This is a genomic window from Microcystis aeruginosa NIES-4325 (assembly GCF_008974145.1).
In the GTDB taxonomy this organism is placed as follows: Bacteria; Cyanobacteriota; Cyanobacteriia; order Cyanobacteriales; family Microcystaceae; genus Microcystis; species Microcystis aeruginosa_G.
The window spans coordinates 105614-117063 of record NZ_BJKP01000012.1; the positions used below are offsets into that span (position 1 = coordinate 105614).

The following is an 11450-nucleotide window of genomic DNA, read 5'->3' on the forward strand; positions in this document are numbered from 1 at the left end:
TATTCTTCCCAATTCATAATTCATAATTCATAATTACGGCTAACTAGAAGCTAAGTACCTAAGCAAAATTAATTACATATTTCGATAAAGCTTTTGCCTATTGCCTATTGCCTATTGCCTATCTTCACTAGGAAATTTATTTTGCACGACTACTTAATTTATTTTCAATCTGTCTAACTACCGTTAGTGCCGAATAGCTGACTCCGGCAGTGCCTTCACCCGGATGGGTAGAATCTCCCACTAACCAAAGATGGGGGATCGGAGTGCGCGTCGCTACTCCAAAAGGGCCAAAAGTGGACAATCTTTGACCAATACCGCCGACAATGCCCTGATTTCGCCCCGTAAACCGCTCAAAAGTACGAGGTGTAGCTGATTCGATGTGAACGATGTGATCAGGACTAAGATGGAAATAATTACCGAGACGATCAATCGCCTCTTGGGTGTATGCTGCTTTTAATTGCTGATAATTATCTTCTCCTTTTCGCCACCAAAGACTGGTATCGGTGAAGGAAGAAGCAATAATCGTCGCTTTTCCCACTGGAGCGCGGCCATCCCCTTCTTTACTCACGGAAACAAATAAAGAGTTATTTTCGCCGATTATGCCATCGTAATCGTAGAGAAATTGTAAATGGGGGGGACAATCGGGGGGAATAGCAGCGCGATCGACTCCTAAGTAAACCACAAAAGCGCCGGATGCGGGGGGAAGTTTTTCAATTCTCCGGTGATAAAGACTGGGAATGGCTTCGCGATCGATTAATTGTGGTAAATTTTGGATCGGGATATTAGCCACAATCTCATCGGCCATTTCTGGATATATTTGACCATTTTTTTGATTTCTGACGATAATTCCCGTGGCTTTTCCCTTTTCTGTCAGTATTTTTTCTACTGTGTGGCGCATTTGCAATTTACCGCCGTATTTTTCCAAAGCTGCTACTAGGCGATCGCTTAATACCTGCATACTACCCTGAAGGTGGGATAAACCTTGGGGAGACTGAGAAACTGCTAAAGCGGTGGCGGCATAAAGTAAAGCGGTTTCATCGGCAGTAACTTGGGAATAAAGCTTTAACTGGAGATCAAGGAAGGTTTTTAGGCGTTTATCTGTCTCTAAGCCGTATAATCGCAGAGCATCGCCCACAGTCATCAAAGTAAAGGGGAAGGTAATGGCAGTATCTAAACGCAAAGCGGCGATTAATTGCCCTAAATCCCACCAGTTGCGTGGGGGTAAAACTGGATCGCGACTTTGAAAACGCCAACTTGCTTGAAAGAGTTTTTGTAATAATTGCCAAAAAGGTTCGCTGCCCGGAAATTGTTTTTGTCTTTCCTCTTGCCACTTTTGCCGATCGCGCCAGACATTAATCGCAGTGGTTTCCCCCGGCAGAAAAACGGCACAAGCGGGATCGCAGGGGACAGAATCGGGTAAATCTATCCCTAATTCGGCAAAAATGCGCTGATGAATGCCACCTACTTCTAATCCTGCCACTTGAGTTGCCCCCACGTCAAAAGTAAAACCCCGACGGGAAAAAGTCGAGGCACAACCTCCGGGGACGAGCGCCTGATCATATACTGTGACTTGATAACCTCGACGCGCCAATAATGCCGCCGCCGTTAGTCCGCCAATCCCTGCACCAATAACGGTAATTCGCGTCATTTTCTTAATAATTATTTATATTCATTTTTATCCTAACGGTTTTAGCAGTCAGGAGGCTGTCGGCAGGAGTTAGGAGATTATTTTTATTTATGCTCCCCTCTCCCTTCTGCCAGGGACTCTTAACTGGTAAATTTGAGGCTTAACAGTTTACCTGGGCCCCTAGGGTATCTAAAGCCAAAATTTTGGCACTGGAGTTAATCCCCACTTCCTCCCAAGCATTTGTCATCTCTGTGGCTGTTTTTTGGGCATTGTCGGGGTTAGTTAAAGCCAATAGGCTCGGACCTGCGCCACTAATTACCATCCCGTAAGCACCCGCGTTAATGGCGGCTTTTTTCACCTTTTCGTAACCCGGGATCAAAGATTGCCGATAGGGTTGATGCAGTTTATCCTCTAGGGCAATTCTCAGCCAATCGCCGTTACCCGTCTCTAATCCCCGCAATAATAAACCCAAGCGGGAAATATTGAAAATAGCCTCCTGACGGCTAATTTTTTCCGGTAAAACCGCCCTAGCTTTTTCCGTAGCCAGTTCAAAATCGGGAATCGCTAGGACGGGAATGAGATTTTTTTGCCAAAATACTTGACAAATAGCCCAATTTGTGCTATCTCCTGCCGATAGCTGACAGTTGCCCCGCAAAGCTGGCACCACATTATCTGGATGGCCCTCCAAGGCGATCGCTAATGCTTCGATTTCCCCCATAGATAAGGGATTTCCGGCGCATTGATTGGCAGCCACTAACCCACCGATAATAGCAGTGGCAGAACTACCTAAACCTCTAGCCAGAGGAACCCCTAAACCGATCTCGATGGCGATCGGGGGCGGATTCTGTCCTATTTTTTGATAAACTTGCAAAAAAGAAGTGTAGATTAAATTATCAGCACCTTGGCTAACTTTAGCTGATTCAGTTCCCTTGACACTAATGCTGACAGGGTTAGCTGTCGTTGCCGGCAGCAGGGTAAAAGTAAACTGATTATATAGGGTTAAGGCCGCTCCGAGACAATCGAAGCCGGGCCCAATATTAGCAGTGGTAGCGGGAACTGTTACCGTAAAAGTTGACATGGTTAAGCTTTTGCCTGAAGATAGCGGCGATTTACCTCCTCCCAGTTAACCACATTCCACCACTGTTTTAAATACTCAGCCCGTTGATTACGATATTTTAAGTAATAGGCGTGTTCCCAGACATCATTGCCCATAATTGGCTGTAATCCCATCATTAGGGGGCTATCTTGGTTAGGAGTGCTGATAATTTCCAGTTCTCCTGACTTATTTAAAACCAACCATGTCCAACCACTACCAAAAAGTTTAGTACCAGCTTGGTTGAAAGCGTTTTTAAATTCCTCGAAACTGCCAAATTTAGCGATTATTGCCGCCCCTATTTCTCCTTTTGGTTCGCCACCGCCATCGGGGGACATAATCTGCCAAAACATCGTATGATTAAGATCGCCGCCGCCATTATTGCGGATAGTGGTGCGAATATCGGCGGGTAAAGAATCAAGATTTTTAATTAATTCTACTACTGTTTTTTTCTGCAATTCTGGATATTTTGCCACTGCCGTGTTGAGATTATTAACGTAGGCAGCATGGTGTTTATCATGATGAAATTGCATCGTTTCCTTATCAATATAAGGTTCTAGGGCATCATAGCTATAGGGTAGGGCAATGAGACTATATGGACCAGTAGCAGCAAAAGCGACAGGCTTCAAACCAGCAAGAGTGGCTGTGCCAAGGGTAGCACCTAAAAGATAGATAAATTGACGGCGATCGAGAGACATATTCTCAGAGCAGATGTTCCGATTATTAATTATCCTATCGATCGGTGCCTTGGCAGAGAAAAGTTTTAATTTTTACCTGTCCGCTATAAGATGTCAAATTTTTTGAGTAATTGCCGGGGAATTTAAAAAAATTTGTTTACCTAAAATTAAGAGTTAAATTTGGAAGGTTTCTAGAGCGCGTTTTTTCTCAAGTGGAGATGGAAAAAATCCCATCCCCACACTTGTCAATTTATCGTTTTTGTTTGAATTGAGAACCGATGCCCAAAAGTCCTAAACCTAATAATCCTAAAATTGCCGAAGGTTCGGGAACCTGTTGGCCGGTCAGACTAAAGGCAAAATCCGTTCCAAGTTGAATGCGGCTCCCGAAAAAGTCTACATAAGAAACACCATCGCCCTGACTGCTGGTGTACCATCCCCACTGGGGCGGAAAACCAAGACTAGGAACAATGGCCAGCCAATAGGTTGCACCCGCTTGGGCGAGGAAAGTATTGGTCAAGTTCGCACTATAGCTATAGGTGGGAGTGCCATTGTTGTCTGTGCCGATAAAAGTTTCCCCCGCATTCCCCGTTATCGTTTCCGAGAAAAGCAAAGAACCCGGCTGACCAGCGTTATTACCGAAAATAGAGAGGGCAAAGGAGGAGATGGCTGCAGGACTACCACTAAAATAACCCCCCACCCAGTCAACACCATCAACTAAATTGTCACTGGAGAAACTAAAGTTGTCGTAAACAGTGGCAAAATTACCTAAACCGAAAAAATTAGTATCATTTTGGGATGCGAACGGGGCGCCAGCGGGGAAGTTAGCAGCTTGGCTAAAGATAACACTAGCTTGGGCGGCTTGGAAAGGGGTTAGGATGGCTAGAGTTGCCCCCGCTACCAATAAGCAATGCTTACCCCCCCCGCATTTTTGATAATTTTTGTTAATGTTTTGGTCATGGAAAACTCTTCCTTGGTAAGTTTCCTTCGATTATATAATTGTATTTTTCAAAAGACTGGTATTGCCTGCTACCAATAAGCAATGGTTACCCCCCCCCCGCATTTTTGATAATTTTTGTTAATGTTTTGGCCATGGAAACCTCTTCTTTGGTAGGGTTTCTTCAATTGTATAATTGTGTTTGCCTCTCTTGGATATTGGCTGAAAAATGTTCACAATGTCACATTATGGGCGCAAGCGTTGCGCCCCCACATTGCACAATGACCTAAAATACTTTTTAAACCAGCCTTTATTTTATTACCATAAACGATAAAAACTTTTCAACAAATGCGGCGAAATTTTTAGATAATAACCAATAATAACTAATTGATTAACTAAGGTGGTTTTGCCAACTCCTAATTTTTGCCAACGTCTTGCCGAGGTAATCACCGCAGCAGCAACTATGGCTATTTTACCCCTTTTTTTCAATCTTTGTATTAATTCAAAATCTTCCATAATTGGCAACTCAGGAAAACCGCCTAAATCGGCTAATATTGAGGCTTTTAAAAATATTCCTTGATCTCCGTAGGGAAAGGAAAGCCAGCGAGAACGCCAATTAACTAATTTTTCCACTAAACGCAGGGGTTTTTCCTCTCCATCAATTTTTAATTCAAAGGCCCCCGCTACTATCCCAGATTGGGATAAAGTATTGATAATTTGTTCTTGAAATTCATGGGGAAGTAAAGTATCTCCGTGCAGAAATAACAAAATATCTCCTTTCGCTATTTTGGCTCCTAAATTCATCTGAAATGCACGACCTTTACTAGAAGAAATAATTACTTTCGCTCCCAATTGTTCGGCTATTTCTCTGGTTTTATCGGTACTTCCTCCATCGACAACAATAATTTCTACTCCTGCGCCTATTTGTTTTAATGTTGCTGCAATCCTTGACTCTTCGTTCAGGGTCGGAATGATAATACTAAGATAATTCATCAGGTTTTGTGGACGGAGGATTTGGGGGGACTACCATCGGGTAATTTTACGGGGGGGGGATTGGTGATAACTGTTTTTCTGGTAGAAAAGTTAGACATTGCTGCCAGTTCTCCAGAGTGGCTAAGGCTGTAGTCAAAAGTCGATACCAAATTAGGTTATTTTTAACGAAACTCTGTTCTAAGATAGGTGGGACAATGCCAAATGGCAATATTGCATCACTGCTGGGGCTGATTGATACCTCATTCGGGGTACGATAGTCAAGGCTTTTCGAGGACGATTGTTAATTATAGCGTTTCCTAAGCTAGTGAGGTACACCTATTTTTCTTCCCTTTTGCCTATTGCCGTTCGGCAAAAGCTCACGGCCGAAGCCTATTGCCTATTGCCTCGTCTCAACAAGCAATTTAAATGCTTAACAGCTTATCAACCTTTAACTGATCTTCTCTGCTGACAAATATCTTTTTTTGGCCAGTGCAATGCTCACTTCCAGTAGTCTTGATCGAGTAGAATCGAGTAATTTAAACTATTAACAAGGATGCAAGCAAATTTATTAGAAGTGCGGGAGGCAACCCGTCGATTTGGGGGATTAGTCGCTGTCGATGGAGTCTCCTTTCAGGTACAAAAAAGCGAGATATTTGGCTTAATTGGACCCAATGGGGCGGGAAAAACGACCTTATTTAATCTGATCACTGGTTTAATCCCCCTATCGAGTGGTGATTTAATTTATCAAGGCAACAGTCTGGCGAAATTCGCCCCTCACCAGATCGCTCAGGCAGGAATTGCCCGTACCTTCCAGAATTTGCGCTTATTTGGGGAATTAACAGCCCTAGAAAATGTGGCGATCGCTGGTCATTTTCACAATAGATCCAATCTTTGGACAGGAATTTTGGGTTTACCAGTTTCGAGAAGGGAGGAGGAAAAAACCTATAAAAGAGCGGGGGAATTATTAGATTTAGTCGGATTAACCGACCAAAGTAATCGAAAAGCTTGTAATTTAGCTTATGGTGATCAAAGACGTTTGGAAATTGCCCGCGCTTTAGCTTTGCAACCTCAGTTATTACTCCTCGATGAACCGGCAGCCGGGATGAATCCTAGCGAAAAGGGGTCATTAAGTCAGCTAATTCGACAAATACGCGATAATTTAGCTTTAACCGTCCTGTTAATCGAACATCATGTGCCTTTAGTGATGGGATTATGCGATCGTATAGCAGTATTAGATTTCGGTAAATTAATCGCCTTGGGAGAGCCAGCTACAGTCAGGGAGAATCCTGCGGTGATTGAAGCTTATTTAGGGGATGAATAAGGATTTTAGATAATTGCTATTCGGGTTAATAGGAGATAATAATGATTATCGAATTACCAGAGATAGTTAGAAAAAGAGTTAAAAGTATAGACCTCTGGTAAAAATCAAAAATTGTTGTTAGGGTTAGGAGTCAGTAGCCAGTAGTCAGTAGTCAGGATAATTAAGAATGAATAATAATTAATTAAATGGTATCTTGAACATATTTTCGGCAATTTAATCCTTATTTTTGCCGTTTTTGAACCCTCGAAAATTAATTATGCAAGAGGTTTAATCAAGGATGTTAACCTTTAAATCTGAGTTAAAACTCTACACTTGCTTCCACTTAAATGAGGCTGATTTTGTTCTGTGTTAGAGTGATATTTGCGTAAGCTCTGCTCTCATTCTAGCAGATATCGTGTCAATGTGCTACTATTTAACAGTAAAGCCAACCTAAAACGGCGGGGTTTCAGACCAAATTTTTCCATGATTCCTTTAACTCTTAATCTCTTGCAAGGTTCCGTTACTTTTCGTTTCAGTCCCAGTGCTGCCCTAGATTTGCAAAGGGAAATTAATATTTTACTTGATCGCCTGAAAGCGATCGCCAGTAATGCCTCTAGTGGGGGTAAACCCCAACCCCAAAAACCGCTGGAATATCAGCACACTGGTGATGTGTTTCTGGAAGTGTTTTGTAATCCCAATATTTATCCGAGTCCTTTTTCTGCTAAAGTTTTGTTAACGGTTCGCGATGATCGCCTGCGCTTAACCACAGAAGCAGAATTAACCCGTGTGATCGAAGATTTAGAGCGTTATCTCGACCAAAATAGTTAGAATCGGGGGATTTTTTCGGTTTCGACCTTTCCTTGTCGTCCCACCTTTCCCCGTCTGATTATTCTTCTCTAGCTTGCCATGTTGCCGACCGATTTATTGATTTCCCGTCAAAATGGCGAGACAATTATTCCCAAACGCTTACCGATCGCTCCTGATTATCTGGCGATCGCTAAAGAACAAATCACCTGTTTTCAGGAAAGTATCGGTGAAACTAAGGGAGAATTAAGCCAAAAACTCCTAATCTTGGAGGGAGACAGTCCCGATTATAAAATTAAACGGGGATTTGCTCACCTATTAACCAATCATTTTGCCACCTTTGAGATTATTAGTCCCTTAGAGCCGCAGGAATTAAGAAAAAGAGTTTTTGAACAAGCGGCTAACTTTGTTCCTATTCCCCAAAATCGATCGCTAATTCTAGAGAAAATTGCCCAGCAACTCAGCCAAGAATTAAATCAAGAAATTTTTCCAGTAGCTCTAGAAAAAGGACTCTATGCTGATTTAGCAGAAAATAAAATTCTCACTCAATTTGATGCTCCCACCCCCGAAAAATTAATTCATCGTTTTAACCTCTCACAAATTCAAGGTATTTTTTATCGAGCCAGTTATTTAATTATCAACGTCCACCGCAACGATCCCGGTGAATATAAATATCTCTTTCGCTATCTAAAACTATTTCGTTTAATGACTTATATCGAAGGGGATGCTGACACGGGATTTACTATTACTATCGATGGTCCCACCAGTTTATTTAAAGCTAACAGTCGTTATGGCATTGAAATCGCTAAATTAATTCCTGCCTTACTCCATGTTACTCACTGGAATCTGAAGGCACAATTACAGTACAAAGATTCCTATACGGGAACTATTAAAAAACAACAGTTTAATTTAGAGGATAACTGTGGTCTGGTGTCCCACTATTCTCCAGGTAAACCCTACGATAGTATGTTAGAGGAATCTTTCGCTAAACGTTGGTTACAGTTAAAAACTGAATGGCAGTTAGAAAGGGAAGTGGATTTAGTGCCTTTACCTGGAGGAGTGATGATTCCCGATTTCCGTTTAGTGCATCCCGATGGTCGCGTTTTTCTCCTCGAAATTGTTGGTTATTGGCGACCAGAATACCTACAAAAGAAATTCTTACAGGTCAAATCAGCCCAAGCAAACAATCTAATTTTAGCCGTATCGGAACGGTTAAATCTAGAAAAAGCTGGAGTTAAATTTCAAAACCTACCCGCTCAGGTTATCTGGTTTAAAGATAAATTATCACCCCAAGCAGTGTTAGAAGTTTTAAAGGGTTAAGAAGCTAAAAGCGGGAGTATAGTTTCATACTCCCGCTTCGGTTTAATCACACTAGGTTAACCATTTCGCTCAAGACCAGACAGTGATTGCTACACTATTGAGCAATGGCTGGATTGATGGACACTTTCACCACTTTATTTTTTTCTTCTTCCGCTTTCGGGAGGGTGAGATTGAGAATACCATCTTTGTATTCAGCAGTCACGTTAGTGTTATCAACCTGAACCGGTAGAGGAATAACCCGATGGAATTTACCATAACGGAATTCAGTGCGGGTAAATCCTTCTTCTTCGGTTTTAATTTCCGATTTTCTTTCACCATTAATGGTCAGACTATCGGCTGTTACTTCCACGTTGAGGTCTTTGGCTTCCATACCAGGTATTTCCAGTTTAAGCTGAACTGCCTCTGGCGTTTCGGTCATTTCCGCCGCTGGGATGAAGGATAACCCCATTTTTTCGCCATCGCCCACATCAGTCGGCACAAGACGGTCAAACAAGCGATTCATTTCTTTCTGTAGGCTTTCTACTTCTCTGAAAGGTTCCCAACGTATAAGTGCCATATAAGTCACCTCCGAAGTTTTCTTAACGCTAGAGATGTTGGTTTATCTCTACACCTTTAGGATAGACAAAAGACTCTCTGACTGGGGTAGGGTTTTCGGTATTGAGTTTTTCCAGATTTCCGTACTATCTCCTATACTAGAGCTAGGTGAAAAGGTTTTTAGCGGGGAAGTGGGAAGTGGGGAGGAGGGAGCAGGGAGATGGGGAATTATAACTGATAACTGACTCCACCTACAAACTTATTCAGCAAACTCTAATTATCTACTGATGAATAATTAAACTTTCTAAACTGGTTTGTAAATCTTGGGTTAATTGGGCTACGGCCGAGCGTCGATCGCTTTTATAATCAGCATAGCGATCAGATACGGAAATAGGGTTACCAATAGTTATTATAGCTTTTTGTTGACCAATTTGGGGACGAAAAAAGGGATTACCTCCCTTAATTCTTGTCACTAAATCCCAGAGCAATAAAATTGTCTCGGCAAATCTTTCTACGGTGGGTTTTTCCTTGACATAATAACCAGTTACTGACACGAAACTTTCGACAATTCTCATGTGCCACATTTTTAAATTAGCTTCATCGGCCAGGCGATCAGCTAATCCTAATTCAAGGTTAGAAATAGAATGAGTTGGTTTTAATTCTTCCCGATAAATGCGTTCCCATCCTGCTTGTTCCAAGCGACGACAGCGATCGATAACATTACCATTAGGAGAAATATTAAAATACTTTTCTACGGTTTGTAGGGCTACATCTAATAAATTGGCTAAACGTTTGGCTAGGGTTTCGTTTGGATCATCACCATTGGCAGGCACTACTGGCAAAGATTGATAGTAGAAATCTCGATAAAAATCCTCCATTAAGGATAATAATCTTTCTCCTAACCGAAAAAGACGCTCGTATAAAACCTTTTCTCCTAGGGATAAATTCTGGATTGGTTCTAAACCGCTATCGGTTTCTAAATTAGTTAAAATTTGCTCGATTTCTTGCCACACTGGAGTCATATAAAAATACTGAATACCAATAGGCAAAATAATTACTTCCTGCTGTTGTTTAGATTTTCTGACATCATCCACACCCCAAAAAGCCAATTGAGAAATACCCGGTTCAATAGCACTAACAAGCTCATTATGTCCGTTAGTTGCCCCTTCTGGAGCAGCGGCTAAAGGATAATCTCCTTCTAATAATAAACGACGAGCCGATCGCAATCCGATTAAATCAGCTTTTCCCCGTTGAATTGGTGTGCCACCCAACTTAGAATATAACCATCCTACCCTTTCTCCAGCCCATAAAGGAATCCCTCGATCGTACATAAAATGAGCGTGAATTGGATTGTTTAATTTTATTCCTAACTCTTGGGCTTTTTTGGGTACTAATTTCCACAAAAGATAGGCCATACAGTAGGGATCGTTAATACTGGGATGACGAAAAGCGAGCAGTAAACGGACTTTTTTCTCTTGACTTTTTTGATAAAATGTGATTAAAGTTTCTAGATTTGCGGCGGAAATTTCTCTTAAGTTGGTTTTAGTTTGTAACCAGAGAGGTAAAAAGATTTGACATCCCTTTAAAAGCAAGGGATTAAGGTCAGGGGGGATAAATTCTAGAGGAGGTTGTGCGCCCAAAGATAGATTAGACATATAAGTAGTCGTGCCAAATAAATTTCCTAGTTGAGACTCCGAGACAGGTATCAGTTATCAGATTTGAGTTTTCAGTTCACTGTTTACTTTTTACTGTTTAAGGAAGAATAAAAGAAAACTCTAATCAATAATTACCCACCGGCCAAAAGGTAATCACAGCAGCAAACAGGTGTCGAGCTAGATTTCAAATAGACTGGGATTGCAGGCTCCCTCAACCGTGAAAGGAGAAATTAACCGACTCTGAGCGAGGAGGAACATCAGTAGTTTACCTCCTCACCTAAACAAATACAGCTATACTATAGCTCTATCCCCATTTCTCGCAAACGAGCCGCCAACTGTTGAGAACGCTGTCTTTCCTCTTCCAGAGCTTGCTGAGTAGCATTTAATTGCTCCTGTGCTGCAGCCGCTTGCTCCTGGGCTGCAGCCGCTTGCTCCTGTGCTGCTTCTTCTGGCAAGGGGATTAAATTGCCTTCCGGGTCATAAAATCTCGCCCAGATTGCCGTTTCTCGGTCAATAGTACCCTCCCAAGTTCCC

10 protein-coding genes and 1 pseudogene are annotated in these 11450 nt (G+C 42.0%); 3 read left to right on the forward strand and 8 right to left on the reverse strand.

Going from position 1 to position 11450, the window contains the following annotated elements:
- Window positions 1–136 precede the first annotated feature (136 nt).
- The 5 genes from crtD to MiAbW_RS09085 all read right to left on the reverse strand — a co-directional run bounded on the left by crtD (window position 137) and on the right by MiAbW_RS09085 (window position 5324).
- Window positions 137–1648: a C-3',4' desaturase CrtD gene (gene crtD, locus MiAbW_RS09065; RefSeq protein WP_151695851.1), complete on the reverse strand. Its 1512-nt coding sequence runs from the start codon at window positions 1646–1648 to the stop codon at window positions 137–139.
- Between the two features lie 139 nt (window positions 1649–1787).
- Window positions 1788–2705 (reverse strand): homoserine kinase, encoded by a 918-nt coding sequence (thrB, locus tag MiAbW_RS09070; protein WP_151695852.1) that lies wholly within the window; start codon window positions 2703–2705, stop codon window positions 1788–1790.
- A 2-nt stretch (window positions 2706–2707) separates the two neighbouring features.
- Window positions 2708–3418, reverse strand: coding sequence for a superoxide dismutase (locus MiAbW_RS09075; protein WP_151695853.1), 711 nt, complete (start codon window positions 3416–3418; stop codon window positions 2708–2710).
- Between the two features lie 229 nt (window positions 3419–3647).
- Window positions 3648–4298, reverse strand: coding sequence for a PEP-CTERM sorting domain-containing protein (locus tag MiAbW_RS09080; protein WP_151695854.1), 651 nt, complete (start codon window positions 4296–4298; stop codon window positions 3648–3650).
- A gap of 351 nt (window positions 4299–4649) precedes the next feature.
- Window positions 4650–5324, reverse strand: a complete 675-nt coding sequence (locus tag MiAbW_RS09085; RefSeq protein WP_151695855.1) for a TIGR04283 family arsenosugar biosynthesis glycosyltransferase — start codon at window positions 5322–5324, stop codon at window positions 4650–4652.
- Window positions 5325–5856: 532 nt separating this feature from the next.
- On the opposite strand from MiAbW_RS09085, the gene MiAbW_RS09090 reads away from it, so the two are divergent.
- From MiAbW_RS09090 to MiAbW_RS09100, 3 genes are all read left to right on the forward strand, one after another.
- On the forward strand, window positions 5857–6624 hold the full coding sequence (locus MiAbW_RS09090; RefSeq protein ID WP_151695856.1) for an ABC transporter ATP-binding protein: 768 nt from the start codon (window positions 5857–5859) through the stop codon (window positions 6622–6624).
- Window positions 6625–7086: 462 nt separating this feature from the next.
- The gene (locus MiAbW_RS09095; protein ID WP_061430783.1) at window positions 7087–7431 is read left to right on the forward strand and encodes a hypothetical protein; all 345 of its coding nucleotides are present in this window, start codon (window positions 7087–7089) and stop codon (window positions 7429–7431) included.
- A gap of 78 nt (window positions 7432–7509) precedes the next feature.
- Complete coding sequence (locus tag MiAbW_RS09100) at window positions 7510–8727, forward strand: DUF790 family protein (RefSeq protein WP_151695857.1); 1218 nt, start codon at window positions 7510–7512, stop codon at window positions 8725–8727.
- 94 nt (window positions 8728–8821) lie between these two features.
- On the opposite strand, the gene MiAbW_RS09105 is transcribed toward MiAbW_RS09100, so the two are convergent.
- From MiAbW_RS09105 to MiAbW_RS09115, 3 genes and pseudogenes are all read right to left on the reverse strand, one after another.
- A complete protein-coding gene (locus tag MiAbW_RS09105) occupies window positions 8822–9283 on the reverse strand; it encodes an Hsp20/alpha crystallin family protein (protein WP_151695858.1) in 462 nt (153 codons plus the stop codon).
- Between the two features lie 259 nt (window positions 9284–9542).
- Entirely contained in the window at window positions 9543–10916 is a 1374-nt protein-coding gene (locus tag MiAbW_RS09110; protein WP_151695859.1) for a 1-acyl-sn-glycerol-3-phosphate acyltransferase, read from the reverse strand.
- Between the two features lie 296 nt (window positions 10917–11212).
- Window positions 11213–11450 (reverse strand): annotated as a pseudogene (locus MiAbW_RS09115) (Uma2 family endonuclease); the annotation flags it as partial.

Excerpts from the sequence above, each read along its gene's own strand:
- crtD (WP_151695851.1), bottom strand. The coding sequence starts at position 1,648 with ATGACGCGAATTACCGTTATTGGTGCAGGGATTGGCGGACTAACGGCG.
- thrB (WP_151695852.1), bottom strand. The coding sequence starts at position 2,705 with ATGTCAACTTTTACGGTAACAGTTCCCGCTACCACTGCTAATATTGGG.
- MiAbW_RS09075 (WP_151695853.1), bottom strand. The coding sequence starts at position 3,418 with ATGTCTCTCGATCGCCGTCAATTTATCTATCTTTTAGGTGCTACCCTT.
- MiAbW_RS09085 (WP_151695855.1), bottom strand. The coding sequence starts at position 5,324 with ATGAATTATCTTAGTATTATCATTCCGACCCTGAACGAAGAGTCAAGG.
- MiAbW_RS09090 (WP_151695856.1), top strand. The coding sequence starts at position 5,857 with ATGCAAGCAAATTTATTAGAAGTGCGGGAGGCAACCCGTCGATTTGGG.
- MiAbW_RS09095 (WP_061430783.1), top strand. The coding sequence starts at position 7,087 with ATGATTCCTTTAACTCTTAATCTCTTGCAAGGTTCCGTTACTTTTCGT.
- MiAbW_RS09100 (WP_151695857.1), top strand. The coding sequence starts at position 7,510 with ATGTTGCCGACCGATTTATTGATTTCCCGTCAAAATGGCGAGACAATT.
- MiAbW_RS09105 (WP_151695858.1), bottom strand. The coding sequence starts at position 9,283 with ATGGCACTTATACGTTGGGAACCTTTCAGAGAAGTAGAAAGCCTACAG.
- MiAbW_RS09110 (WP_151695859.1), bottom strand. The coding sequence starts at position 10,916 with ATGTCTAATCTATCTTTGGGCGCACAACCTCCTCTAGAATTTATCCCC.